28 protein-coding genes are annotated in these 25,767 nt (G+C 65.3%); 12 read left to right on the top strand and 16 right to left on the bottom strand.

The features are described from left to right. The 11 genes from ACWPMZ_RS16440 to ACWPMZ_RS16390 all read right to left on the bottom strand — a co-directional run. Positions 1-1,230: Ig-like domain-containing protein (locus ACWPMZ_RS16440; protein ID WP_455705138.1), on the bottom strand; the 1,230-nt coding region annotated here is incomplete at its 3' end. 420 nt (positions 1,231-1,650) lie between these two features. Continuing rightward, positions 1,651-2,322 carry a helix-turn-helix transcriptional regulator gene (locus ACWPMZ_RS16435; protein ID WP_455705137.1) on the bottom strand — a complete coding sequence of 224 codons (672 nt, stop codon included), beginning with the start codon at positions 2,320-2,322 and terminating at the stop codon, positions 1,651-1,653. A gap of 56 nt (positions 2,323-2,378) precedes the next feature. After that, positions 2,379-3,125, bottom strand: coding sequence for a tetratricopeptide repeat protein (locus ACWPMZ_RS16430; protein ID WP_455705136.1), 747 nt, complete (start codon positions 3,123-3,125; stop codon positions 2,379-2,381). Between the two features lie 28 nt (positions 3,126-3,153). Then, positions 3,154-4,122 carry a type II secretion system F family protein gene (locus ACWPMZ_RS16425; RefSeq protein ID WP_455705135.1) on the bottom strand — a complete coding sequence of 323 codons (969 nt, stop codon included), beginning with the start codon at positions 4,120-4,122 and terminating at the stop codon, positions 3,154-3,156. Between the two features lies 1 nt (position 4,123). Then, the gene (locus ACWPMZ_RS16420; RefSeq protein ID WP_455705134.1) at positions 4,124-5,125 is read right to left on the bottom strand and encodes a type II secretion system F family protein; all 1,002 of its coding nucleotides are present in this window, start codon (positions 5,123-5,125) and stop codon (positions 4,124-4,126) included. Beyond that, positions 5,125-6,516, bottom strand: coding sequence for a CpaF family protein (locus ACWPMZ_RS16415; RefSeq protein ID WP_455705133.1), 1,392 nt, complete (start codon positions 6,514-6,516; stop codon positions 5,125-5,127). The genes ACWPMZ_RS16420 and ACWPMZ_RS16415 overlap by 1 nt, the downstream gene beginning before the upstream one ends. A gap of 1 nt (position 6,517) precedes the next feature. Further along, the gene (locus tag ACWPMZ_RS16410; protein WP_455705132.1) at positions 6,518-7,687 is read right to left on the bottom strand and encodes an AAA family ATPase; all 1,170 of its coding nucleotides are present in this window, start codon (positions 7,685-7,687) and stop codon (positions 6,518-6,520) included. 39 nt (positions 7,688-7,726) lie between these two features. Then, complete coding sequence (locus tag ACWPMZ_RS16405) at positions 7,727-8,038, bottom strand: hypothetical protein (RefSeq protein WP_455705131.1); 312 nt, start codon at positions 8,036-8,038, stop codon at positions 7,727-7,729. Next, positions 8,028-9,557 carry a type II and III secretion system protein family protein gene (locus ACWPMZ_RS16400; protein ID WP_455705130.1) on the bottom strand — a complete coding sequence of 510 codons (1,530 nt, stop codon included), beginning with the start codon at positions 9,555-9,557 and terminating at the stop codon, positions 8,028-8,030. Before ACWPMZ_RS16400 ends, ACWPMZ_RS16405 begins: the two co-directional genes overlap by 11 nt. Beyond that, positions 9,547-10,470: a Flp pilus assembly protein CpaB gene (gene cpaB, locus ACWPMZ_RS16395; RefSeq protein ID WP_455705129.1), complete on the bottom strand. Its 924-nt coding sequence runs from the start codon at positions 10,468-10,470 to the stop codon at positions 9,547-9,549. Before cpaB ends, ACWPMZ_RS16400 begins: the two co-directional genes overlap by 11 nt. Positions 10,471-10,530: 60 nt before the next feature. Beyond that, complete coding sequence (locus tag ACWPMZ_RS16390; protein ID WP_455705128.1) at positions 10,531-10,704, bottom strand: hypothetical protein; 174 nt, start codon at positions 10,702-10,704, stop codon at positions 10,531-10,533. A gap of 570 nt (positions 10,705-11,274) precedes the next feature. Between ACWPMZ_RS16390 and ACWPMZ_RS16385 the strand changes: the two genes are divergently transcribed. From ACWPMZ_RS16385 to ACWPMZ_RS16365, 5 genes are all read left to right on the top strand, one after another. Continuing rightward, on the top strand, positions 11,275-12,639 hold the full coding sequence (locus tag ACWPMZ_RS16385; RefSeq protein WP_455705127.1) for a pilus assembly protein TadG-related protein: 1,365 nt from the start codon (positions 11,275-11,277) through the stop codon (positions 12,637-12,639). After that, a complete protein-coding gene (locus ACWPMZ_RS16380) occupies positions 12,636-13,166 on the top strand; it encodes a TadE/TadG family type IV pilus assembly protein (RefSeq protein ID WP_455705126.1) in 531 nt (176 codons plus the stop codon). Before ACWPMZ_RS16385 ends, ACWPMZ_RS16380 begins: the two co-directional genes overlap by 4 nt. Beyond that, entirely contained in the window at positions 13,163-13,543 is a 381-nt protein-coding gene (locus tag ACWPMZ_RS16375) for a TadE/TadG family type IV pilus assembly protein (protein WP_455705125.1), read from the top strand. The genes ACWPMZ_RS16380 and ACWPMZ_RS16375 overlap by 4 nt, the downstream gene beginning before the upstream one ends. Before the next feature lie 68 nt (positions 13,544-13,611). Beyond that, positions 13,612-14,436 (top strand): DUF2569 domain-containing protein, encoded by an 825-nt coding sequence (locus ACWPMZ_RS16370; RefSeq protein ID WP_455705124.1) that lies wholly within the window; start codon positions 13,612-13,614, stop codon positions 14,434-14,436. A 41-nt stretch (positions 14,437-14,477) separates the two neighbouring features. Next, the gene (locus tag ACWPMZ_RS16365) at positions 14,478-14,954 is read left to right on the top strand and encodes an A24 family peptidase (protein ID WP_455705123.1); all 477 of its coding nucleotides are present in this window, start codon (positions 14,478-14,480) and stop codon (positions 14,952-14,954) included. Positions 14,955-14,979: 25 nt separating this feature from the next. Here the strand turns inward: ACWPMZ_RS16365 and ACWPMZ_RS16360 are convergent, their stop codons facing one another. Continuing rightward, positions 14,980-15,672, bottom strand: coding sequence for a M23 family metallopeptidase (locus ACWPMZ_RS16360; RefSeq protein WP_455705122.1), 693 nt, complete (start codon positions 15,670-15,672; stop codon positions 14,980-14,982). Between the two features lie 226 nt (positions 15,673-15,898). On the opposite strand from ACWPMZ_RS16360, the gene ACWPMZ_RS16355 reads away from it, so the two are divergent. From ACWPMZ_RS16355 to ACWPMZ_RS16340, 4 genes are all read left to right on the top strand, one after another. Beyond that, complete coding sequence (locus ACWPMZ_RS16355; protein ID WP_455705121.1) at positions 15,899-16,243, top strand: helix-turn-helix domain-containing protein; 345 nt, start codon at positions 15,899-15,901, stop codon at positions 16,241-16,243. 222 nt (positions 16,244-16,465) lie between these two features. Continuing rightward, positions 16,466-17,569, top strand: coding sequence for a hypothetical protein (locus ACWPMZ_RS16350; protein ID WP_455705120.1), 1,104 nt, complete (start codon positions 16,466-16,468; stop codon positions 17,567-17,569). Further along, on the top strand, positions 17,566-18,618 hold the full coding sequence (locus ACWPMZ_RS16345; protein WP_455705119.1) for a hypothetical protein: 1,053 nt from the start codon (positions 17,566-17,568) through the stop codon (positions 18,616-18,618). The genes ACWPMZ_RS16350 and ACWPMZ_RS16345 overlap by 4 nt, the downstream gene beginning before the upstream one ends. A 35-nt stretch (positions 18,619-18,653) precedes the next feature. After that, complete coding sequence (locus ACWPMZ_RS16340; RefSeq protein ID WP_455705118.1) at positions 18,654-19,031, top strand: hypothetical protein; 378 nt, start codon at positions 18,654-18,656, stop codon at positions 19,029-19,031. 66 nt (positions 19,032-19,097) lie between these two features. Here ACWPMZ_RS16340 and gspD read toward each other — a convergent pair whose 3' ends face one another. The 4 genes from gspD to gspG all read right to left on the bottom strand — a co-directional run bounded on the left by gspD (position 19,098) and on the right by gspG (position 22,554). Next, positions 19,098-21,149 (bottom strand): type II secretion system secretin GspD, encoded by a 2,052-nt coding sequence (gene gspD / locus ACWPMZ_RS16335; RefSeq protein WP_455705117.1) that lies wholly within the window; start codon positions 21,147-21,149, stop codon positions 19,098-19,100. Positions 21,150-21,242: 93 nt separating this feature from the next. Continuing rightward, positions 21,243-21,620: a type II secretion system minor pseudopilin GspI gene (gene gspI, locus ACWPMZ_RS16330; protein ID WP_455705116.1), complete on the bottom strand. Its 378-nt coding sequence runs from the start codon at positions 21,618-21,620 to the stop codon at positions 21,243-21,245. Further along, positions 21,617-22,123, bottom strand: coding sequence for a prepilin-type N-terminal cleavage/methylation domain-containing protein (locus ACWPMZ_RS16325; RefSeq protein WP_455705115.1), 507 nt, complete (start codon positions 22,121-22,123; stop codon positions 21,617-21,619). The genes gspI and ACWPMZ_RS16325 overlap by 4 nt, the downstream gene beginning before the upstream one ends. Next, positions 22,120-22,554: a type II secretion system major pseudopilin GspG gene (gene gspG, locus ACWPMZ_RS16320; RefSeq protein ID WP_455705114.1), complete on the bottom strand. Its 435-nt coding sequence runs from the start codon at positions 22,552-22,554 to the stop codon at positions 22,120-22,122. Before gspG ends, ACWPMZ_RS16325 begins: the two co-directional genes overlap by 4 nt. A gap of 61 nt (positions 22,555-22,615) precedes the next feature. On the opposite strand from gspG, the gene gspL reads away from it, so the two are divergent. From gspL to ACWPMZ_RS16305, 3 genes are read left to right on the top strand one after another with little or no spacing between them, the layout of a single operon-like run. Next, complete coding sequence (gene gspL / locus ACWPMZ_RS16315; protein WP_455705113.1) at positions 22,616-23,749, top strand: type II secretion system protein GspL; 1,134 nt, start codon at positions 22,616-22,618, stop codon at positions 23,747-23,749. After that, a complete protein-coding gene (gene gspM, locus ACWPMZ_RS16310) occupies positions 23,746-24,243 on the top strand; it encodes a type II secretion system protein GspM (RefSeq protein WP_455705112.1) in 498 nt (165 codons plus the stop codon). Before gspL ends, gspM begins: the two co-directional genes overlap by 4 nt. Further along, positions 24,240-25,766: a GspE/PulE family protein gene (locus tag ACWPMZ_RS16305; protein WP_455705111.1), complete on the top strand. Its 1,527-nt coding sequence runs from the start codon at positions 24,240-24,242 to the stop codon at positions 25,764-25,766. Before gspM ends, ACWPMZ_RS16305 begins: the two co-directional genes overlap by 4 nt. The last annotated feature ends 1 nt before the right edge of the window (position 25,767 follow it).

The raw sequence follows: 25,767 nt of genomic DNA, 5'->3' as shown, positions 1-25,767 counted from the left end.
AGGATCGGTGTCGCCCGCAACATCGCTCGTCGCCGCCGCCGCGCTCGTCGCGGCAACATGCGTGTCCGCCAGCAGTGTGATCGTCACCTTGGCGATGGACTCGTCACCGTCCCCGTCGACGATGCGATAATTGAAGGTGACGGTGCCACTCTCGCCCGGACCCGGCACGTAGACCAGGGTTCCATTGCCGTTGTTGACGACCTGGCCCGTGCCCGACAGCGAATTGGGAACGTAAGAAACGCCGGAAGGCTGGACCCCGTCGGCGCCCGGAATGTCGTTGGCCAGCACGGTAACCGCGACGGGCTGGTTCGGCCCCGACTGCGTGGCCGCATCGTCGTTCGCGAGCGGCACATCGTCGGTGATGGAAATCGTGAGACTGCCCTGAGCCGTATCACCGTCGGTGTCGGTCACGACGATGGTGAAGACGTCGACGGGTGTATTCGTCGTCGTGTTGTCGGTCAGCACATAGGAATAGGTGAACTGTTCCGGCGCGATGTCGGTAATCGTCAGAACGCCGAAGGGGGTCACGATCGTCTGCCCGACGCCCGTGACGACCGTGCCGTTGATCGAGATGGTATCGACCCCGTCCGGAACTTCGAACACCACCACGCCGGTCGTCGTTTCGCCGTTGCTGGATGGATTGCTCCCCGCCGGCTCGCCGGGCCGCGCCGGCAGCGCCGATTCGGTGACGACGCTGGTTGCCTGGATCGCCCCCGCGGGCTGGTCCGGCGTGATCACGATGACAGTGACGTCGCGGTCGATCGGCTGCGGAATGACTTCTTCGGTGGGAGGAGCGGCCCGCTCCATTTCCGTATAGGGCAGAAGATCGCCCAGCCCGTAAGCGGCCTGCAGCGCGCCGGGATCGCTGGCAAAATTGCCGCCCGAGCTCTGCGGCGGTCCGGCGGCGGGCTGCGGTTCGTTGCCGTCGAGCAGGGCGGCGACGTTGATGGCCGGAATGGCCACGTTGTTCACGACGATCTGCGGAACGTTCAGGGCGCCGCCGGGAACGACGATCTGCGAGCCGTCGTCGAGGACGATGACCAGATCGACGCCGCGTGCGGTGATGCGGGTGACTCCGGCGCCGTCTGGCAGGACGACGACATTGCCGGGCGCGTTGTCGATGACCGTTGCTGCCGCCTGCGGCATGGCCGACGAAACCTGCGTTTCGTCCAGCGATCCCGCCTCCTGCATCCCGGCAGCGTCCGTTCCGGCTTTTTCTTCAAAAATCATCGCAACTAGCCCCTCGATCGCAGGAGAGGACGAAGCGGGATGACGGACGAGGACACTTCCTTGGATGTCGCAACAACCGCATCGGGTGGTTCGCCCTCTGCCCAAACGAATGCCCGCAGGCGATTCGTCGAAGGAAGAGCAGACCACAATTTAACTACATGTTCAACGTTGTTAACCTAGTTGCAGAAGGCGTGGCATCCTCCTGCAATCACACGCATTTTCGATCGGTCAAGGGGCGGTTTCCAAGCGAATCGGGCGAGCGTTTCATTTTCGCACATAACCAGCAGTAAACTGTAGCGACACTAATATGTCACATACAGCCGGCCTCAAGCCGAGTCTTGCCGGCGGCGATGCTGGAACCCTGGGAACTTGGACTCATCTGCCTGCAGCGAACTATAAGTAGTCGCGGCGGGGAACTGCCTATTTCTCGACGACGACCCTTATCGCGTCTGCGGTCAATCCGAGGCGGTCGGCAAGATCGGCCTTGAATTGGTCGACATGAGCCGAGAAACTCCACGAAAGTCCTTCGGCATTCCCACGTGGACCGCCCGCACTATCGCCAAGCAGCCGGCGCAATGCCTGCAAAGCCGCCGGCCGGGGCGTGCTGCGCCCCTTTTCCCAATACCAGACGGCCTGCCGGCTGACGCCCAGCTTCCCGGCAAGATCCTCCAGCGTGAGGCCCGCGGAGATCCGCGTCTCGGCCAGGTTCGCCAGGAAGTCGGGTGCGGGGACCGTTGGGTTAGAGACGTCTGCCGGTGCGTCGAGGAATTCGCCCTTGAGGGATACGGCCGCGATGTCCGCTGCCGATATGGGCGCGATGAACTTGAGGCCTACCAAGTCCCCGTCGGCCCACGAGATCTCGCCCTTCGCGCTTCTGCCGCTCGGCAGCAGCACGTCGACGGTGGTCCAGCGATCATGGTCTCCCGCGTGCCGGAACAGCATTCCGGTGGCGGAGAGGTTCAGCACCTCGAGCTCAACCGGCGTGCCGCGCTCGTCCGTTCCGCGAACGCGCAGGCGCACCGGGGTCCGGGGCGCTCTGGCTTGCTTGCTATAGGTCGCTTCTGTGAGTTCGACTGCGCGCTGTTTTGGCATGATCCGGCCCTTTCAGGACGGTCATGCCGAAGAAGGTTAAAAATCCCGTCAACGCGTCAACTGGCGGCACCTGCGCGCCTGGCCACCTGCACTGGACGCGCAACCGGGGCGGCGGCGCGGGCCGAGGGCAGCGGGATGGTCACCACCGGCTTGAAATCCGCAATGTTGTCCCGCCCGATCTGCAGCCGCACGATGGGCTCGAAAGTCCGCGGGCGCGCCGTGACCACAGCCGTCCGCTGGCCGCTAGTGCTTGGGCCATTGCTGGGGCTGGTCACGATCGCGACCTCCGTCCGGGAAATCCGGCGCATCGCTTTCGCCGCCGGCGCGGGCGCGGCAGGCGTGGTCACGCTCGCCGTCGCTGTCTCGATACGGCCTTCGCGATCAAGCGCAGAGGCCGCCTTGATCGCCGCGCGCGCGTCCTGCGCCGCAAGGGCCAGCCGGTTGGCATCAACCAGACGCTCGAGATTGGCTGCGAACATCGCGTTCTCGGGGGACGCTGCGAGCGCCTGCTCGAAGAAACGCTTGGCAAGATCGGGGCGGCCCATCCGCGCATAGGCGATGCCCAGACCGTTCGCGGCCGGGCCGATGGCTTCGCCGTTTGCCAAGGCCTTCTGGAACGTCTCGGCAGCGAGTCCCGGATTGCCTGCGGCCAATTGCTGGCGCCCGGTCTCCGTGACCGGCACGACCGCGGCCACCGTGACGTCAACGTCCTGAGCGGGGGTTCGCGGCCGGAACAGGTTCGACAGATCGCGGCCGAAGACCGAACTGCAACCGCCCAGAGCCGGCAGGATGGCCAACGTCACCAGGATACGCGCGTTTCTTCCGGTCATCTCAACCTCCGCTCATGGCCGGCAGCAATTGGCGAATGACCCTGATGGCCGCCGGGAGCATCAGAACCCCGATCATCACCGGCAACATGCATGTCACCAGCGGGATCGATATCAGCACCGGGATCCGGTGCGCCTTTTCCTCGGCCCGCATCCGGCGCCGCTCGCGCATTTCGCGGGCATAGACGCGCAGCGTCGTCGCCACGCTGGTGCCGAGCTTGTCGGACTGGATGAGAAGCGTGGCGAAAGAACCGATTTCCTCGACCCGCGCCGCATCCGACATGCGGCGCAGGGCGTTCTCTCGCGAGGCCCCGGCGCGCAACTGCAGCGTGGCCGTGGTCAGCAGCTTCGAAACCAGGGGATGCGAGGTGGCCATTTCGCGTCCGACCCGGTCGAGCGCCGCCTCCAGCCCGAGCCCCGCTTCGACGCACACGAGCATGAGATCTAGCGAATCCGGAAAGCCGTTGACGATGGCTTCCTTGCGCCGGTCGGCCTTGGCCCGGATGAATAGCGCCGGCGCGTAAAGCCCGAACAATGCGGCGATCGAACCCACGATGTACAGCTTGATGAAGGACATCTGCGCGCCGCTGAGCAGGTTCAATCCGACATAGAGCACGGGCAGCGCGATCACGAGCAACAGGCGTAGCAGCGTGTAAACACGCGGCGCTGCCGGAGACTCGTATCCGGCTGCAATCATCTTCTCGCGCAAAACATCGGACTTCGTGTCGGCAAGGCTCAACCCGGCCTTTTCGATCCGATCGACCAGCCTGGCCCATTGGTCTTCCTGCCTCTGGCGCAAGCTGATCTGGCCTCCTGCCACGCTGGGCGTGGCGATCATCTTCAGATCCTTGCGCACGGCCACGCGCCGGGACATCGCCCCGATCACGACCACTGCGATGCCAACGATGGTGACGAAGAGCAGCGCCAGTACGACCATGCGGGCGACGAAGTTGGTGGCGAGAAATTCGATCATGTCAGACCTTCAGATCCACCATGCGCCGGATCGTGAACACCCCGATCACGTAAAGCGCGATCAGCGTGGCGAAACCGCCGATAAAAATCGGATCCTGCGCAACGTCGAAATAGAACCCCGGATTGACCAGGAACATGCTCAGCAGCGTCAGGACGGGAAGCGCGGTGAGCATCCAGGCGCTCATGCGGCCCTCCGAGCTCAGCGCCCGCACCTTAAGGTACATACTGGCGCGGTCGCGGATCACGTTGGAGAGATTCTCCAGGATCTCGGCGAGATTGCCGCCTGTCTCGCTCTGGACGGAGAGACTTACGACGAACATCCGCATGTCCTCGAGATCCCACCGCTCCGCCATTGATGCCAGGGCGTCGGTCAGTTCCGCTCCATAGGCGACTTCGTCCGAAACCAGGCCGAACTCGCTGCCGATCGGGTCCTGCATCTCCTCGGTTATCAGCCCGATCGCCGATGCGACGGGGTGCCCGGCCCTGAGCGATCGGGTGAAGATGTCGATCGCGATCGGGAACTGCTCCTCCATCTTCTTGCGCCGCTTCTGCGCCATGCGGCTGATAACAATCAGCGGCAGGCCGATGACGATCGCCGCGGACATCACCAGGCTCAGCATGATCGCGCCCGCCGTGATCGTGAACCCCGCGCTCCAGGCAAAGATCAGCATCAGCAGCACAAGGACGCACAGGCCAACCGCCATGCCGACAGCCAGTTGGCTCGCCGTGATCGGCAAGGCCGAAACCATGACGGCCCGGATGAACGACACGCGCATCCGCGTCAGCAGGTCTGCATCGGCAGCAAGGACAGGAGGCGCGTTCTTCAGCAGGTTGGCGGCGACGGCTTCCCTGCCCAGTCCGGAGCGCAACATGGTCAGACGCTTGTTGACCGCGTTGCGCTCGGCACGCCGATTCAGCAGCGCGCCGACGACGACCTGGGAAATGAGGAAGACCGATGCGAAGATCGCGACCAGGACACCGAGCCGGATGAGCAGCGCGGTCATCAGCCGGGAAACTTCGCCTGCGTGCGGAACAGCGAGGCATCGAGGTCGATGCCATGGGCCTGAAGCGCGCTGGCAAAGCGCGGCCTGATACCCGTCGTCTCGAAATGGCCGGTGACATTCCCCTGGTCGTCGCGGCCCGACATCTTGAAGCGGAAGATCTCCTGCATGGTGATGGTTTCACCTTCCATGCCGGTCAATTCGCTCAGCGAAAGCACCTTGCGCTTGCCGTCGCTGAGCCGGCCGATCTGCAGGACCACGTTCAGGGCCGAGGCGATCTGCCCGCGGGCCGAACGGGCGGAAATGTCCATCCCGCTCATGCCGACCATCTGTTCGATACGCGACAGGGCGTCGCGCGGCGTGTTGGCATGGACGGTGGTCATCGACCCGTCGTGGCCGGTGTTCATCGCCTGAAGCATGTCGAACGCCTCGCCCCCGCGGCACTCGCCCAGGATGATGCGGTCCGGCCTCATGCGCAGCGCATTGCGCACCAGCTCGCGTTGCGTGACTTCGCCCTTGCCCTCGATGTTCGCCGGACGGGTCTCTAGCCTCGCCACATGGTCCTGCTGAAGCTGGAGCTCCGCCGAATCCTCGATCGTGACGATGCGCTCGCGCTCGTCGATAAAGGTCGACAGGGCGTTGAGCATGGTCGTCTTGCCCGAGCCCGTTCCGCCCGAGATGATGATGTTGAGGCGCCCCCCCACGATACCGCGCAGCGTCACCGCCATTTCTTCGGGCAGCGAGCCCAGTTCCACCATGCGATCCATCGTGATGGGCTTCTTGGAGAACTTGCGGATGGAAAGAAGCGAGCCGTCGATCGCCAGGGGCGCGACGATCGCGTTGACGCGCGACCCGTCCGCCAGGCGCGCGTCGACGAAGGGCGAGGACTCGTCGACCCGGCGGCCGACGGCACTGACGATCTTCTGGATGATCCTCAGCAGGTGCCGCTCGTCCTGGAAACGCGTGCCCACCTTCTCGAGGATGCCGAAACGCTCCACGAAAACGGATTCGTGGCCGTTCACCAGAATGTCGTTGATGGTCTCGTCCTTGAGCAACGGCTCGAGGGGGCCCAGGCCCAGCAATTCGTCGAGCACGTCGTTCGAGAGGCTCGCCCGCTCGGCCCGGTTGAGCACCTCGCCCTGGCTGGTGAGCAACTCGCCCACGATCGCGCCGATTTCCCGCTCGATCGCCTCGCGGGGCATCTTGTCGAGCAGCGACAGGTTGATGCGATCCAGCAGTTGCTGGTGGATCATGACCTTGAGCGCCAGGAACCTGTCGGAGACCTCCAGCGACGCAGGCACCGCCTCCGCTTCCGGGGCGGTCGGGACGACCGCCTCCGCAACTAGAGGCTGGCTATCGCCGATCGCGACCTTTGATTTGCCGACCTGCCACACGTCATGCAGCCTTGCCGGCCAGGGAGGCGCGCAGGCGTTCGCCGATCGCGCCGATGTCGCTGACGAACTTGCTTTTCCCCTTGAGCGTGCTCACGCGCACGCCCTGATTCTGCGCGACGCCCACCGTCGGAGCATCCAGCGCGACGCTGGCGAAGACCGGCAGGCCGAGGGTCTGTGCCACGTCGTCGAGATCGATCGTGCGGAACAGGCGCTTTTCGACGCGGTTGACCACGATCCGGATGGCCTTGTCCTCGATCCCGACGGAGCGGAACAGCTCGATCCGGCGCTTTGCCTGGCGCAGGCTCGCCACGCTCAGTTCAACGACCAGCACGACCGCGTCGGACGCGTGCAGGGTGGCGAGAGTCCAGTTGGTCAGGTTGGCCGGCAGGTCGAGCACGACATAGTCGCTCTGGCAGCGCAGCAGGTGAATGACGCGCTGGAGATCGTCGTTGTCGACCGACTCCAGCGGCATGAGCGCCTCGGGCGCGCCGACGATCAGCAGGCCGTTGCCGGCATCCGCGACGATCGAGCGCAGGAGTTCCTCGTCGAGCCGGCCGCGCGCCTCGAGCAGGTCGGCGATGCTGCCGCGCCCGTGCGCCCCGAGATAATCCGCGAGGCTGCCGTATTGCAGGTCGAGGTCGACCGCGATCGCGCCGCGCCCGGTGCGGGCATGCTCGGCCAGGTCGGCGGCAAGGTGGCTGGCGATGGACGAAGCGCCGCATCCCCCGATCGAACGCGCGACTGAGATGACGGGGGCAAGCTTGGTGGAGGTAGCCCCCCCGGTCTGCCGGGAGGCGAGCGCGTCGAAACAGACCTGCTGCAGCTCGCCCAGGTCGAACGGCAACGTGACGACGTCGGTTATGCCTTCGCGCACCAGCAGGCGCGCCAGCGAGACGCTGGCCCCGCGAATGGCCGCGACGACAGGCAGCGAGCGGTGCCGTTCGCGGATGGCGCTGATGCGCGCGACCGAAGCGCCGTCGTCGGGATTGACCTCGATGACGGCGAGGTCGGCGTTGGCCAGGGCCGCGTCGGCGATGGGTTCGCCGAACTGCCGTTCCTCCAGCCGGAGGCCGGGTAGCAGCTTGGCGACGCCATCGGTCCGCAGGTCGGCCAGGACTTCGGGCGATGTCACGACCACGATCCGCGAGCCATCGGGTTGCGATCGATTCATACGTTCAGACAAGGTTTCGTGGCTGCCCATCGTTACTGCTCAGTTGCTCGCTTCGCGGGATTCTTCCTGGACCCCGGCATCGGTCGTGCGGACGCGATCGGGAATCTTCACCTTGTCCTCGCGGTAGCGTTGCACGGCCTGGGCCGCGTGTTCGGCCGAGGACACGGGAACCGGGTCGAGATAGCGCGGCGCCGGGTCGATGATCTGCGCCGCCATGGTCTGGCGGTTGGCTTCGCCGAAGTTGTCCGGCCCGCCCATGTAGGCCGGGGTGACGAGGTCGCCCTGGTCGGCACAGGCGGTCAGCGCCAGGGCGAGGCCCGCCGCGGCGAGAATGTTGGACCTAGAATTCATAGCCGTCACCTTCCGTCGCGGGCAGTTCGCCCGCCGCTGCCTGGGGCGGACCTGCCGCGGGTGCCGCAGCCTGGGGGTCGATCGCGGCGGGAGCGGCGGGCTCCACCGGGCCGGGGCGATAGGGCTGGCCGAGGAGGAACGTGTCGCCCTCGCGCGGGTCACGCACCCGGTCCGTGGGCAGGCGCACCTGGTCGGGCCGCATGGGCTGGACGAGGTGCGGCGTGACGACGATCAGAAGCTCGGTCTCGCCCTTCTTGAACCCGCTCGAGCGGAACAGCGCGCCGATGATCGGGATCGAGCCCAACAGCGGGATCTGCTCCACCGTGGTCTCGAAGTCGCGCGCCAGCAGGCCGGCGATGGCGAAGCTTTCACCGTCGCGCAGTTCCAGCGTGGTGTTGGCGCGGCGCGTCCGCAGGCCCGGGATGACGAGGTCGCCGATCCGCAGCGAGGCGTTCTCGTCGATCGCGCTGACCTCGGGCTCCACGATCATGCTGATGGTCTTGTCGCCCAGCACGGTGGGGGTGAACGCCAGGCTGATGCCGAACGGCTTGAACTCGACGGTGATCGCCCCCCCGTCGCCGCTGGTCTGATTGACCGGCACGGGGAACTCGCCGCCGGCCAGGAACGAGGCCTTCTCGCCCGACAGCGCGATCAGCGTGGGCTGGGCGAGCGTCTTGGCGAGGCCGCGCGATTCCAGCGCGTTGAGCTGCGCGGTGATGTCCACGCTGCCGATGTTGAAGGTCTTGCGGATGATGCCGAACAGGTCGGCCAACGGAGTAACCGCCAGATAGGGCGCCACCGCGCCGCTGATTTTGCTGCCGGTCAGGTTGCCCGCCGCGTCGAAAGTGCTCTCGACCGTGCCGGGCACGCCGGGCACAAAGCCCGAGCCAGATCCGGTGATGCCGTCGAAGGTCCCGTCGCGCGACTGGCCGGACAGGCGCAAACCGATGTCCTTGCCGGTGTTGCGGCTGACTTCGGCAAAGCGCACTTCCAGCATGACCTGCTGGCTCGATCCCAGGCCGATCAGGTTGATGACAGTGCCGCCGCCTTCCTTGTCGATGAAGGCCTCGGCCAGCCGATTGGCGCGGTCGGCCGCGCCGGCGCTGTTGACCAGCCCCGTCAGCACGATCGACTTGTTGGAAATGCGCGCCTGGATATCCTCGTCCGGCACGATCTGCGCCAGCTGTTCCTCCAGCGCGATCACGTCGGGCCCCACGGCGATGTCCATGATGGAGAGGACCCGGCCGGCGCTGTCGTACAGCGTAAGGCTGGTGGTGCCCATCTTCTTGCCCAGGACGTAGATCGACCGGTCGGTGACGGGCAGCACGTCGGCGATCTCCGCGTTGCCCACCATCGCCTTGGCGATCGGCCGGTCGGCGGTGACCACCTGGCTCTTGTTCATCGGCACGTCGAGCTGGCCGGCATGGACCGACTGGGCGGCCGCGGGGGCGAAGGGCGCCATCGCGGCCCCCGCCAGCGCCAGCGCCACGGCGGCGCGGATTGCAGGATTACACGCCACGTTTCACCTCGTATTCGCTGGCATCGCTGCCGCGCACGACGGTCATCGTCGGGGCTGGCGGGCGGGTCTGGGCGGGAGCAGTCGCGGTCGAAGGAGCGCGGCGGCGGACGGTCGCGGCGGCGCGGCGCGGCCCGGCGGAAGCGACCACCGTGGAGCCAGAGCCCTGCCGCAGATAGACGCTGCCGCCCGAAAGGTTACGCGGCACCACGGTGGCGAGCGGGCCGCTCTCGTTGTCGGCCACGTTGCGCAGCGCCAGGCTGAGCGTGCCGAGCTGGATGCCCAGCGCCAGCTTCTGCGCCTGGATCTGGTCCACCTCCAGCGTCGCGGTCTTGGCGACCGCCGCTTGGGTGTTTTGTTCGTCGGCCACCTGGTCGATACCGAGCACCGGCGCGCCTTCGACGATGACGTCGGTCATCTTGTCGGTCGCTGCGTCGGAGTTTTCGCCCGGGATCACGCGGGTCAGGAGGACGTCTACGCGGTCCCCCGGCCGCACGAAACCGCCAACGCCCGAAACTTCGGTAACGGGGACGGAAAAGGCGAGCTTGCCCTTGGGCAAATTGGCGGAGAGCGTGGCCCGCCCATCGACGCCGGAGACCTTGGAGGCGAGGACCGGCTCACCCACGACGAGCGGGCGCAAGGCCACGCGGCCGCCCTGGGTGGCATCCTCGATTTTGGTGAAAGCGCCGGTGGGGATCGAACCGGCCGGCCAGTTGGCGAGCCGCAGGTTGCTTGCGCCCAGCGGTGTGCCGAACGCCATGTCCTGGCTCGCGACAACGATCTGGGAAAGTTCCTGCTCCTCGGCAATCTGCTCCTGGCGTGCTTCGATTCCACCGAAGTAGGAATTGGCGACGACGACGGCAAACAAGCCGACGACCAATGCCACCCCCAGCAATATCAGGTTTCGCTTGTCCACTTATGCCCCCTCTTGAAATGGCCGGCGGTCGAAATCCCGTCGACCGCCACCGCTCTCAAGCTAACTAAAAATGGCGCCCTGTTCCGCAATGCAGCCTCCCGAGCTGCACATCACGGCCGCGCGCGAAGCATCGCAAGTCGCGGTATCGGAAAGGCTGCCGGTGCCTTGAAGCGCGGCAACCGAATTGGATCCGGCCGCGGTGGTGCTCTGCTCGTGACCGACGAATTCGGACATGTTTCAATCCCTTCGGACGTCGACAGGCGCGTGGTCCTGCCGAACTTCGGAAAACCGGCTCCGGACTGTTAAGTCCGGGTCGCCGTTCCCCACTCGGGTTCGCAAATCTAAAACCGGATTTCCGGCCATGTCCCGATGTCGTTGCACCGGCTATCGCTCCCCCGAGCGGGAACGTTTGTAAAATCCGGCATAAACTAACCTTTCGTCAACACGCCGAAAAGCTCTTTCGATTTCTGTGTAATTTCAATTGCTTAAATCGAAACAAAATTAAGATGTTTCGTTAAGACGTGGCTATCACGCAACAAAACGTCCCGAATCACGCGCATTTCGCCGAATTTGCGGTCAATTCATGGGAACAATCAGAGTTGAAATGCGTGTGCGTGCCAAATGTGGACGCAGCCGGTTGACTTGTGTTAAATGCTGGTTCGCTAGCCTATCGAGCGCGCACGCCAGATGCGTTGCATTTAGGCTACCGGAACCGCGAGGCGGGCCGGGCTCGGGGCGCGATGACACGGACGATCGGGGTTTTCAGTCATGTCGTTTGCGAAGGTTGTTTGTTCGATCCGCACAGTGGTTCGCAGCTCGCGCCGCGAGGCCGTAGCCTTCGCCGCCTGCACGGCTGCAGCGATCGCGCCGCTTACCGCGCTTCTGGCGTTGCCGGTCGTGGCCGGCGTGGCCTACTCGGTCGAGCTCGGCAGCTGGCAGTACATGCACCGCTCTGCCCAGAACGCGGCCGACAGCGCCGCCCTGGCCGCTGCGACAGTCAACAGCGGCGGCGGCAGCAGCACGGCCCAGAACGAGGCGCGCGCGGCCGCCCAGAAATTCGGCTTCATTGACGGGGAAAATGGCGCGACCGTAACGTCCGCCATAGCAACCTGCCCCACTGGCACGCCCGGCGGCTCCGTTTGCTACGAAGCGATCGTCACCACCAGCTTGCCCCTTTCGTTTTCGAAGATTTTGGGTTTTGCCGGATCAGGGGGCGGCAACCAGCTTATCAGAGCGCGTGCGGTAGCAATCGTCAACGGCGGCGGCGGGGGCCCCGGCCCGACCAACGAGGTCTGCGTCTGGACCTTGAACAACCTGCAGACCAACGGCACGCCTGACGCGAATCTATCGGGCTGCGCGGTTCTGTCGGGCGGCAACATGACCTGCACCGGCAACGGCCTGCACGCCGATTACGGCGTCGCCGGCGGTAGCGTGTCGGGCAGTTGTGCCCAGGACCCGACCAACCAGCTTTCCGGGCAGTCCAATCTGCCGACCGATCCTTATGCAGCGATGGTCAGCGGGATTCCGGCCAACACCTGCTCCAGCTACCCGCAATTCGCCAACAACGGCTCGATCGCCGCAAGCAACCAGATCTCCGGCACCAAGTCGGGCGAAATCAAATACTGCGGCGATGTGAAGCTGACCAACAACGTGACGTTGACCGGAAATGCCACCAAGCTGGTAATCTACAACGGGCGGCTCGACCTCAATCGCTACACCGTGAAGACCGCCGCGGGCGCCAGCGCCACGGTCATCTTTTCGGGCACCAACGGCGGCACCTACCAGCATTATCCGGTCGACAACGGCACGGGCAACGGGTCCGGCATTCTCGAGATCGAGGCGCCGACGACTGCGGGCAGCGCGTTCAAGGACGTGGCGATCTACACCGATCCGCGCCTGACTACCGGAGTGGATTTCACCTATTCCGGCAACAAACCGGCCTGGAAGATCACCGGGGTGCTGTACTTCCCCCATTCGACCGCGACGTTCAGCGGCATCGTCGACAAGGCAGATGACGGAGTCTACTGTCAGATCCTCGTCGGCTACAACATCACCATCAACGGCACGGGCAAGGTCATCGGCGACGTGAGCGGCTGCACCGATGCGGGTATCACTCCGCCTGAGGTGGTGACCGGGCCCGGCACCACGCGTGAAAAGCTGGTAAAATGAGGTTGCTTGCCCGCCTTGCGCGCAACTGCCGCGCCTCCGCGGCGGCTGAAATGGCGCTGGTCCTGCCGGCGTTCGCCTTCGTTCTGCTCAACGTCGTCGATCTGAGCATCTACATGTACTCGCGGATGCAGGTGGACCTGGCCGCGCAGGAAGCTGTCGGCGCGGCGCGAGTGCTGTGCGATACCGCCGCCGAACTGCCCGCCACGCAGAGCGGCAAGTGTCCCAATCTCAACAGCACGATCGACAGCGCAGTGCAGACCACTTCGCTTGGGAGCGGCGTCACCGAAACCGCTACCACCGAGGCTTACTACTGCGCGACGACTGCAGGACAATTGACCCAAGTCGCCGCCGTCGGTGCGACGGTCCCGGCCGATTGTTCCGCCACGGTAAGCGGCAGCACGGCCAAGCCCGGGGACTATATCTCGGTCACAGCGAGCTACACCTTCACGCCGATCTTTCCTGGCGCGTCGGTTGCGAGTGTTCTCACCACACCGATCACACGAACGGCGTGGATGAGGCTGCAATGATGCGCCCGGTTCGCGCCTTCCTGCGCAATAATGCCGCGGCGACCTCGGCGGAGTTCGCGCTCGTCGTTCCGTTCTTCCTCGTGCTCGTCTTCGGCACCATCAACGGCTCGATCATGATGTCGGCGGTGACGCAGATGCACTACGCCGCCGAGCGGGCTGCGCGCTGCCAGGCGGTCGACGTCGCCGGCGACTGCGACGACGCCGACGCCTACGCCAAGAGCATGTACAACGGGCCGGCCCTCGCGGGCCTCGCCTTCGCCCCGTCCGACCAGACATGCGGCAAGCAGGTGGTGGGCAGCGGCTCCTACGAGCTGATCTCGGGAATGTCGGTTACGACTGTAAACATAAGCTCGACCGCCTGCTATCCGCTCATCTGAGCCGTATATGTTTCATCAACAACCGTCGCGATAACGGAAACTTAACCACACTTTTGCATAAAGGGCGAATGCATGACGCTGCCGTTGCCAGTCTCCGCAACCTTGCCGCCGACGCGGTGACGCGCATCTCGGCTTCTCTGCTGGAGCGCAGCCACCGGGTCGTCGCCATGCTTGCAGTGTGGATCGAAGCGCTGCTCACGGGCTGGATCGGCATCGTCGTCGCCCTCGGCATCGTCAAGGTTGCTGGCGCGCCGATTGCCCCCTCTGGAATCGGCACCTTCCTCGTCATGATGTTGCCTTACCTTCTGGTCGCGGCCGCTCCGGTGGCAGGCTACCGCGTGGCCGCGGGCAGCTTTCCGGCCGGCCTCCTGTCGGGCCAGCCGCTCGTGCGGTTGTGCCGTTACGGCCGCTGGCGTTCGATGGATCCCGTCGCGGCGCGGGGCAGCATCTCGTGGGGGCCCGCAGGGTTCATGGTCTCGCTCATCGTCGGCCTGCTGCTCAACGTGCCCGTGCGCAGCCTGGAATTCCTGCTGGCGATCCCGGCCATCTCGCCCGAGGCGCCCGGATGGGCAGCTGCGCTGATGGCGGTCATGACGATCGACGTGGTCGTGATGAACTTCTTCTACATGGTCTGTTTCGTGATGGCGCTACGGTCCGTCCCGCTGTTCCCGCGCATGCTGGTCTTCGCGTGGATTGCCGACGTCGTGATGCAGCTGGCCATCGCGCGCACCTTTGCGGGTATGCCCGATGCTCCCGTAGGGGTGGGCCTCGCGTTGCAGTCGCTGCTCGAGGGGAACATGCAGAAAGTGCTGATCAGCGCGTTCGTCTGGCTGCCCTACCTCATCTTGTCGGAACGAGTGAACGTCACCTTCCGCAACCGGACGCGCGACTGAGCCCCCCTGGCGGCGCGGCGCGAGTCAGTTCCCGGCACCCGATGAACGAAACGGTCTCCTCCCCTGTCCTCGCCTATGCCCCGGCTGCGCTGCTGGCAGTCCTGGCACTGCTGGCCGCGGTCTCCGACCTGCGGCACCGGCGCATTGCCAACTGGCTCTCGCTGCTTACCTGGGTCGCGGGCCTGGCCTTCGCCGTGCTGGCCGATCCGGCCCCGGCCCCCAGCCATGCCCTGCACAGCCTGATCGCCCTGGTCATATGCATGATCCTGTTCCGCTTCGGGGTCATCGGCGGGGGCGATGCCAAGTTCTACACCGGAGTCGCCGCATGGCTGCCGCTGGGCAAAGCGGCCCTCCTGCTTCTTTACGTATCGCTTGCCGGCGTCGTCCTTTTCTTCGCCTGGTTCGCTGCCCGACGGCTGAAGGGCGAGAAGGTGCGTTTCGGGAGCAAATCCACCAAGGATGCCCTGCCCTACGGCGTCGCCATCGGCATCGGTGGCCTGATCGCCTACATGGTTTGACGCCCCGACGCGCAGACTGCCGCGATCAGGGTCGCTTCATCGCCTTGGCTGGATCGACCGCTCGCCCATTCATGCGCACCTCGTAATGTACGTGCGGGCCGGTCGACATGCCGGTCGAGCCGACGTAGCCGATGACCTGCCCGCGCGTCACTTTCTGGCCCGCCGACACGTTAAGGCGCGACATATGGCCGTAGTTGCTCTCGAGGCCGCCAGCGTGCTTCAGGCCGACGAATAGCCCATAACCGCCCTTCCAGTTCGCCACCGAAACCACGCCATCGGCCGTCGCCCGGATCGGCGTGCCCGTAGGGGCCGCTAGGTCGATGCCGCTATGCGATCGCAGCGTCCCGAGGATCGGGTGGCGCCGCGTGCCAAATCCGCTCGTGATCCTGGAATAGGCAGTCGGGGCCAATGTGGGCATCTCGCCAGGCACCCCGCCACCGGGCCCTGCCGCGAGCTGCCGGGCGGCGCGCGAATAGGCGACGATGTCGAACGGCTGGCCGACCAGATCGGCCGCACGTCCCACGGTGATCGAAACTGGCGCGTCCTGCCCCGCAGAGGCTGCCAGAAAGGCGGCATCGGGTACGCCCGACCGCGTTGCAGGTTTAACCGAAACAAGCGCCGCAACCGGCAGCGTCGAGGCCCCGCTCTCCTCTTCGGCAAACGCCGGGCTGCTCGCCGCCAGAATCGGAAACAGGCAAAGAGCAGCGGCGGGTTTCATGGGGCCGGAAATACCGCATTTGGCCGGTCCGATAAAGAGGACTTGCGCTCGGCAGCTTGGTTAGCGACCAGACCCTCCCATCGCGGTACGGATGGTCGCTCTGGCGGGCGAAATCGGGGAGCCAGGGTTGCCTTCAACTTGCGTTCAGCCCGATATTTGCTAAAGCAAATAATGTCGCATCAATTCAAGGGCATGCCTTGAAGCTCGATTTGGGGTCGCACTCATTTTGTCAAATATCGAAAAATTTGAGAAGAATCGTCAGCTCGTCTCAGCTGACGAACTTCCTGTCGCCGAACTGGTCGATCTTATTGTCCGAGAGCGGAGTATGTCCCTTGCCGAAATTGCCGGGGAGATCGGCGTCAGCCGAGTCTCGGTATGGAACTGGGTCAAGGGTCGAAGCTTGCCGCGCCGAGAGCGGCGGGCGCAGCTCTCCGCGATGCTGATGCGCTCGCACCAAAGTTTCGACAAGGCGGAGCGTCCTTTCGGCGACGTCATTTCCGATGCCAAGGAAGTTATCGCGCACCAGCTCGGTATCGATGCGGACGACGTGAAGATCGTCATCGAATCCTGAGAAAAATTGCGCTGATTATGCGTGATCTGCTTCACTTTCGGATTGCCTCAAGAGCCGCGCGCTAGCCCACCACTTCGCAGGCGGAGCATATGCCCGCCCCGATGGGCTCGAGCTTGTTCCAACTGAGCCTTGCTTGCACGGCATCAATCGTGGGAATGCCGCCGTGTTCTACGGATTTGGGCTTTCGATCCGTCTGGGCGTCTGACGAATCGCCGTCGGTAGATGAGGGACGAAGTGCAGCGAACGGAGCTACCAGCGTCGGCATTTGCCAAGGCAAACGGTATCGTCGGAATGCATCGGTCCGGCGACACCCTGCATGTGGAAGCGGAACACGAACTGAGCGCGGAAGCAATTCGGGCCCTGCAGTTTGCCGAAGGTTCGGATGTAGAGATCAAGGTCTCGCTCAAAGCCGCGCGGGTGACGGCACCACCGCTCCGATCGGTTTCCACTCCCGCTTTGCAGTCGCCAAAGTTGGCGGACGTAATTGAGGCGAGTCCCACAAAAAGCCTGACCGAGCGCTTGCCCGAGTTTCTTTCGAATACCGGGACGCTCGACGATACGATCGAGTGCATTGTCCGTCTCACCAGTGCCGGCCGCTCCGTAGGTTCGCTGGGGCTGGCCGCGGGTCGGTCCGAAATTCCCCTCCACCATCCATCACAAGGCGAAACTTTTACCGGTGGCGCCGGTATTGGCCTGGCCGAATGGGGCGAAAGTCTCGCCACGATGCCCGCCTGGATTCGGATCAGCCTGGCATCCTGTCATGACGAGGCGGGACAGGTGCAGTCACTCGCCGGTATCGCCGCCATTCGTGAACGCAGGCGCTCCTGGCGCCGAAGCGTTTCCGCAAGCGCCACCGCATCCCTTTTCCTCTGGCCCGCGCTCGTGGCGCTTTCGGCTGCAGTATCCTGGCCTCTCGCCGTCGCCATCTCGGCGGTCGGCGTGGCGTTCGCCGTCCGCTTCTTTCAGTTAAGAGGCGCGACCGCGGATGCCGATGCCGTGCGGGCGGAAATCCTGCGCATTGTCGCCACACTTTCGGGCCTTGGGATAGCGCCCGCAAACGCGGTGCGGATAGCAGCCCTGCGGCTGAAGGAGATCGAGCCGACCTGGGGGGAAGCGCCCGGAACGCGTGAGGGCTTGGCAGCAATGCTCAAACTCGGCCCGGTCGACCGCTTGGTCTTGATGACCGGCGACCTGCACCAGACGGCGCAGCGGGTCGCAGAGGAATGCGAACGCCGGGCGGGCGCAGGATTGGAGGTGACTTCCATCGCAGCCAAGGCATCCTTCGGCGTGCTTCTGCTGGCGACAGTCGCGGGGCTGCTGGCATGAATCAAGCTGATGACGAACTGCTGTTGATCGACGGAGACGCTGCTCCGTCCGGCGATCGAAAGCGCGGCGATCCGGCGCCTCCCGAAATCGTCCCAGCCGCTGAATCGATATGGATTGCCTTGCCGCGCAGGCCCGACAGCCAGAGCGAATTGGCGCGGATGATTGAGGAGCGCGTTCCTCTATCCTTGAACCTTCTCGTTTGGACGGATGCCGTCGTCGGCGCAGAAGGAGAACTGGGCTCGTCGGTCTGTCGCAAGTCGTTGCTGGAACCGGCGCTCGATTCCGGCGGCGCCATCGACGAGCGGACGGGTTTGCCGTTTCATGGTCTTCCGGTTGAGGCCGCCAGGCGCGCTATCGTGACCTCCACGTGGGTAGCAGCGTCGCTTGCCGTCGCGCTCTTGTCCGTCGTTACGAAGCCGGAGCCTTCGACGGAGGCCACACTGTCGGCAACAGTGCCGGCTTCGGCCACGCTCGATGAAGGCCTTTTACAGACACCAGTCATCGCGGCCATCGCCCTCGCCGGCCGCACCGCCGAACGTGGCTATCAAATCACCACCGTGGGCGCGAAGGGCGACGGCGGCGTGCAGTTGGAAATCGCGGCGACCGACCCCGATGCCGCCCGCGCCCAGGCGACGACCGATCCCGACCTCGCCAGGTTCGCCCAAATTTCCCAGGTTCGCGGGGACGACGGCAAGTACCGGATCAGCCTTGCTGGCGCCCCCGTGCTAGCGGGCAATGAGAAGGTGGCCGTTACGCCCGTTATCGCTAATTCACCCTTCGCGGCGCAGGAGCGGATCAGGACATATCTCTCGAACCTGGCGGAGCAGTATGCGGTTCGAGTGACGCTGGACAGTTCCCGCCCGCTCGCCGCCCGACCGCTGGAGTTTGCGATCAGTCTCGAGGGTCCCGAGGCAGCGGTCCTGTCCGTTGCGGAGAAGATCGAGACGGGCACTCCCCCCATCGCGATTTCCGAATGGAAGGTTTCGTCCGCAGACGGAGGGGCAGCGTTCTCCGCCAGCCTCGTGGTCCCATGGATCGAGAAGCAATGACTCCCCGGGCGCACTGGGTGGTCAGGGGCTTGGCGGTGTCGGCCATGCTGGTCGCGCTGGCTTGGCGAGCCCTGATGCCGGAAGGGGCCGATCGCTCCTCCTTCGAGCCGCAGGAGACCACGATCTTGATGCTGCGTCCGAGTACGACCGCGTCGGCAAACGCCCTCCGACCGCTGTTTGCCACAAGGGAGGCGGCAAGCGAGGGTGCCGATATCGCAACAGGCTTCACGCTGATCGGCGTAGCGGGGCGTCTTCCGGATGACGCGCAGGCCTTGATAAGGCTGCCCGGAGGTCGGACAGCGACCTTGTCGCGCGGCGGCAATATCGATGGATGGAAGCTGATATCCCTGGCGGCCGATCGGGTGGTGTTGGAAAACGCCGGCGAGCAGGCGATCCTGACGATGTCGCAATAGGCTTCTTCGTTTTCGGCCCGTTGCTGGCACCGATTTCACGCCTTATTCCAGCCTACTAATGACCGCTCAATAGATCCCGTCGATTTCGGCGGGGAGGCGGGCGTTTGGCGGGTCGAGCAGGAGGCTGCGGTTTTCGTCCAGGCCCAGTTCGGCGCCTCGCACGCGGCCGTACTGGCGCGCGGCCGCGGCGGCGACGGATTCGCCGTCGCGCAGGATCGTGGGCTTGAGGAACACGAACAGCGTGCGCCGGGTCTTGCGGTTGACCCGGCTCTTGAACAGCTCGCCCACGATCGGGATGTCGCCCAGCACCGGCACCTGGCTCTTGGACTGGATCTGGTCGTCGCTGATCAGCCCGCCCAGCACGATCGTCTCGCCGTCGTCTGCCAGCACCGTCGTCTGGATCGAGCGGCGGTTGGTGATCAGGTCGGCCGCGCCGGTCACGCCGGTGACCAGCGAGGAGACCTCCTGGTCGACCTCCAGCCGGATCGTGTCTTCCTCGTGGATGCGCGGGACGACCCGCAAGGTGATGCCCACGTCCGCCCGTTCGATCGTGGTGAACGGCGTCGTGGTGACCCCTTCGGTCAGGTAGCTGCCCGTCCGGAACGGCACGTTCTGGCCCACCACGATCTCGGCCGCCTCGTTGTCGAGCGTGGTGATGCTCGGGGTCGACAGCAGGTTGGCCTTGGACGAGGTGCCCAGCGCCTGGACCAGCAGGCCGAAGTCGCCCCGGCTGCCGATGGCGCCCGATACCCCGTCGCTGGCGATCAGGCCGGCCGCCGGCACGCCGAAGAACCCCAGGACCTGGCGCAGCGAGAGACCAAGGTTGGAGAACGAGCTCCCGCCGGTGTTCATCGGATAGTCGGCCGCGGCCCCCAGCCCGAGCTGGATGCCCAGCTGCTCCGACTGGTCGCCGGTCACCTCGACGATGGCGGCCTCGATCATCACCTGCGGGCGGCGCACGTCCAGTTCGTAGATCAGCGCCTCGATCGGCGCGATCTTCGAAGGCGCGCCGCGCAGCACGATGACGTTGAGATCGGGGGCCGCCTGGATGGCGAAGTCCTCGGTCGCGAAGCCGGGCGCGGGCGTGTCGCTGCCGGCCCGGCTGTCGCGAACGCTCAGGCCCGATCCCACGGCAGGCGCGTCGGCGGCGGAAGGCAACCCGCCCAAGGTCGAACTCGCCGAGCCCGCCGCGCGCGCCGCTGCCGAGGTGCTGCCGGCCAGGCGGCTCTGGGCGAGCGAGCCCAGCGTCCTGGCGACCGGGTTGGCCGCGGCGCCCTGTTCGCCCAGCAGGCCGCTGATGACCTCGGTCACCGTCTCGGCGTCGTTGTAGCGCAGCCGTATCACCCTGACGGTCGCGGCCTCGCCGTTGGGCCGGTCGAGGCTGACCGCGATGCGCCGCGCTTCCGCCACTTCGGCCGCGCTGCCGCGCACGAGCACCACGTTGCTGCGCTCGTCGGCGACCGCGCGCACCCCCTCCTTGTCGCCGAACACCGCCTGGATCGCCGTGGCCACGTCCACCGCCGAGCCTTCGCGCAGCTCGATCAGCGCGGTCGACACGTCGCCGCCGCCGCCCCGGTCGAGCGTGTTGGCCAGCGCCGCGATGCGCGCCACGTTGTCGGCAAAGTCGGTGACCACGATGGCATCGGGGTTGCTGACCGCCTCGATACTGCCGAACTGCGCGATCAGCGGGCGAAACACCCGCACCGCTTCTTCCGGATCGAGGCTGCGCAGCCGGATCAGACGGGTGACGATCTGGGCCGAGCTGCCCTGGCGCACCGGCTCGCGCACCGCGGTCGCCTGCGGCACGACCCGCCAGGCCCGGCCGGTCTGGACGACCGCGAAACCCTGGCCGCGCAGGGCCGTGACGAACAGCTGCCACACGCCGCCCGGGCTGAGCGGCACCGCCGAGGTCACGTTGATCTTCCCCTGGACCGCGGGATCGAGAATGATCGTGCGCCCCGTAATCCGCGAGACCTGCTGCGCCACGTCGGGAATGTCCACGTCGCGCATGTTCACCACCACATCGGCCGTCGCAGCCGGCGCATTCTGCGCATGCAACGGAACTGCCGACGCCAATGCGACGGCCAGGATGGTGGACAGGGGCCTCGAACTATTCATCTCGCGGCGCTCTATTCCACCGATCGAGCGTTCGGAACAGGTCCCTGCGACCACACGATCGCAGGCCCATCGAAATTTCCTGTCCAATCCGCATCATGGTGGAGTTATCGTGCCTTTATCGACGAAGCCGCGCATGGTCGCCATGGCGGCTCCCGATGCCGGATCGGATACTTCGACCGTCGCCAACCACATGTCGGGGTCGGCACTCTGGTCGAGCTTGGTCGAGACACGCCAGTTGCGGTTCAGCATGCGCTGATCGGTCGTTCCCGCCGACAGGATTCCGAGGCGCGCCTCGGCCAGCGCATTTTCCGCCACCATCTGGGCAGACGCCCGGACCTCCATCTGACCGAGCCGATCCACGTGCGCTTCCACTGCGCGGACGATTCCCACCGACGCTATGCCGAGGATCACCAGGGCGACCATCGCCTCGATCAGGGTGAAGCCTTGCTCGGCAGGCACGGCCCGGTTCACGTTCCCCTCCCTGCGGCCGGCGATGCGCTCGCCGTCATCCCGTCATAGGCGATCGCCCAATTACGCTGCCCGTCGCTCAGGATCAGGGTGAAAGGCTGTCCGCCGTAGTCCGCGCCGAGCATGAAGGGCCCTTCGCCGCCCTGGGGCTGCAACGAAAAGCCATCGCGGATCGTCGCCTCGCCTTCGAACGCCAGATCGTCGGCGACCGACCAGGTGCCATTCTCGTCCCGTTCGACGAAGGTGTAGCCGCCTTCATCGAGCACCAGCGCCAGCGGCCCCTCCCCGGTCAGGGTTCGATCCGATGCAAACTGGACCCGGCCCGCAATGCGCTTGGCCTCCGCCAGGCCGCTCATGCCGTGATCGTCTCCCACCGCCAGCACCGCGACGGCAGAGGCGACGGCGATGATCGCCAGAACCACGAGAATCTCGATGAGGGTCATCCCCTCTTCGCCGCGCTTCCCGCGACGCCGCACCGCCCGTCCGCTCGGGCGAAATCCGGTCATCGTTCGGACAAGGTTATGTCGGCATCCACGCCTTCGCCGCCGGCGGTGCCATCCTTTCCGAGCGAGCCCAATTCGACCGTCCCACCCTCGTAGCGATATTCGTACGGTCGACCCCAAGGATCTTCCGGCAGCTGCCCCAGATACCCGTTCGGCGACCAGTTCAGTGGCTCCGGCCCGCTAGTGGGCCGCTCCACAAGAGCAGACAGCCCCTGCGACGTGGCGGGATAATCGCCGTTGTCCAGGCGGTACATCTTGAGGGCTGCGGAGATGGTCTGCAGATCGGTTCGCGCCACGGTTGCCCGGGCCTGATCTGGGCGGCCGATGACATTGGGGACAATCAGAAACGCCATGACGGCGATGATCGCCAAGACCACGAGGATCTCGATCAGGGTCAGGCCTGCTTCGGACGAGCCCGCCGATCCGCGGCGCATGACGAGGTTTTCAGAATTGGGCTTTCGGAGAGTTGGCATACCTCATACTATTGCGCCGGACATGGAAAATCCACGCTTACTATTGGACGGGATTGTGTCAGCGCCCCGCAAATCGAGTGGGATCTGGTCCGTCGAAGCGAACCAGGTCGTCAACATTGCGGAGTTCGACGAGGGGCCCAGCGTCGGCCTCGTCAAGACCGAACATGTCCTGCTGCTGGCTGTCGAATTGCCGCCGATCACGAACCTGGCAAAGCGCCGGCAGTTGCTGCCTTTCGCCGTCGAGGAACGAATCGCCGACCGGCTGGAAGATGTCCACGTCGCGCTTGGCGAGCAGCTGGCTCCCAACGTGTTTCTGGCGGGCGTGGTTCGCCACGACCTCATGCGAGAATGGATCGGCGCGCTGGAGGCCGCAGAGCTTTTCCATTGTTCGCTGGTCCCCGATGCACTGGCGCTACCGGTGCCGGGGGACCTGACCTGGGCGGTCGATATCGCGGCGGACCGCGCGCTGGTCCGCGCCGCGGATGGGACGGGCTTTGCCATTCCTGTACAAATGCTCGAACAGGCGTGGGTTGCGGCCGGGCGGCCGCACTGTTCCACCTACGGCGACCCGCTCCCGCCTGAAATGGAAACGGCCAGCGTCGTGCTCCAGGCAGAGCCCTTGGCAGAGCGGCTGATCCTGCCGTCCCTGGACCTACGGCAAGGCCCCTACGCCCTGCCGCGCCGCCGGCTCGATCCTTTGTGGAAACGGGTCGCCATGGTTGCCGCCCTGGGGGCCGCCGCGCACTTGGTCATCGCGGTGGCTGACGCAATGGCGCTGAGGCGCATCGCGGACGAGCGGGAAACCGAGGTGCGCGAGTTGGCGCAAAACATGCAACCTTCGTTGGTGATCGGCGCGGACCTCGGTGCGACGGTGGCAGAATTGACGCCGGAAGGACCGGTCGGACCCCCGAGCGCAATGGTCCCCCTTCTTGCGCGCAGCGGCGCTGCGGTGGCCACGGTGTCGTTCCCGGTCGCCTGGCGCGCCGTCAGGTTTTCCAATTCCAACCGCAACCTCACGTTGGAGCTCGGCGTAGCCGGGAACGAGCAGATGGCAGCGTTGACCTCCGCCCTGAAGGCAAGCGGGCTCAATGTCACACCAGGCCCAGCACGGAACGAAGGCGCGCTGACGCTTTCGACGTTCACGGTGAGCGGATGACCTTGCGCGATCGCTTCGAAATCGACCGCCTGGAGCCTTACTGGCGCAACGTGACGGTATGGTGGAGCGGGCGAAGCCTGCGCGAGCAAATCCTGCTGGGCGCACTCGCCGCGATCGCCATTTTTGCGCTCCTGCTGCTTTTGCTCTCACCTGTGCGCGACGCACGCGACGATGCGCTTGCCGACATTCATGGGGCCGCACTGCTCGAGGCCCGGTTGCGCCAAGGCGGCGATGCGACCTCGTTCGCCAGGGTTCGCACCGGGGCGGGCGTGGCGATCATCACCGAAAGCGCGGCAACCGCCCAACTGACGCTGACGCAGATCGGCGACCAAGGGGGCAACGTCCAGGTCAAATTCGCCGATGCAGCGTTCGACAAGGTCGTGAACCTGATCGCCGACGTCGAGCGCACGAGTTCGCTGCGCTTGCGCGATGCGGATATCACGGGACAGGGGGCGACAGGGCTCGTCACCGCCGACCTGGTCTTTGGCCAGTGAATACCGAACAAGCTATTACCGACTGGTCCACCACCGGTGCGGACTTCGGACGGGCCCCTCTGGTCCCGCCCAGCCTGTCCTACAATTTCGCGCGTAACGGCGGTGCCCTGGTCAAGCTCGAAGAGGGCGAGGCGGTCTGCATCCACCGGACCGATGCGTCGCTGGCGACGCTGCTCGAAATCCAGCGAACGTTCGGCGCGCTCACCTGGCGATCGGTCGATGCAGAAGCGTTCAAATCTCTTCTGCAGGAAGAGTACCGCGAACAGGCCAGCGTCGCGCCCGAAATCACCATGGGAGAAGACTTCGACCTCGCTTCCCTGGCCGACAGCGCCGCGGAGGTCGACGATCTGCTGGATAACCGCGACGATTCGCCGATCATCCGGCTGATCAACGCACTGCTCCTGCAAGCGATCAAGCAGCGTGCCTCGGACGTTCACATCGAGACCCAGGAGCGTCGCCTGATCGTCCGCTTCAGGATCGACGGCGTGCTGCGCGACGTGATCGAGCCCAAGCGCGAACTCGCGCCTTTGCTCGTCAGCCGCATCAAGGTCATGGCGCGCCTGGACATCGCGGAAAAGCGCATTCCCCAGGATGGGCGGGTCACGCTGCGGATCGGCGGCCACGATGTCGACGTGCGTGTCTCCACGATACCGACCCAGCATGGCGAGCGGGTGGTCATGCGCTTGCTCGATCGCGGGTCGGTCGACCTCGATTTGACTAGCCTCGGCATGAATTCGCGCGACGCGGAACTGCTCGACCGCCTGCTCGCCCGGCCCAACGGCATGATTCTCGTCAGCGGGCCGACCGGGTCGGGCAAGACGACGACGCTGTATGCCGCCTTGCGCCGACTGAACGATCGCAACTCGAACATCATGACGGTCGAAGACCCGATCGAATACGAGCTGGAAGGGATCGCACAGACGCAGGTCAACCATCGCACGGACATGAATTTCGCACGCGGCCTTCGCGCGATCCTGCGGCAAGACCCCGATGTGATCATGGTCGGCGAAATTCGCGATGCGGAAACCGCGGACGTCGCGGTGCGCGCCAGCATGACCGGCCACCTGGTGCTGTCCACGCTCCATACCAATTCGGCGGTAGGGAGCATAACCCGGCTGATCGACATCGGGGTCGAACGCTATCTGCTTGCTCCCATGATTATCGGCTTGCTGGCGCAGCGCCTCGTCCGCAAGCTGTGCCCCGACTGCGCCGAGCGGCGTCCTGCCACGGATGCGGAAGCTCTGCTGATGGACGGCCGGATCGAAGCGGGTGAATCGATCTGGATCCCGATCGGCTGCCCCGCCTGCCATGGCGATGGCTACCGCGGCCGGATCGGCATTCACGAACTCATCCCGGTAGACTCCACGATGGAGGCCCTGATCCACGATGGCGTGCCCGAGGCCCGATTGCTGGAGCATGCCCGCACTCTCAGCCCCTCGCTGCTCGAGAATGGAGTGTCGAAGGTCCGAGAAGGTCTCACCAGCATAAGCGAGGTGGCGCGCGTCGTGCGCGAGGAAAGCTGAC

It is taken from the genome of Tsuneonella sp. HG222 (genome assembly GCF_053819185.1).
This window is presented reverse-complemented; position numbering and strand designations above follow the sequence as displayed.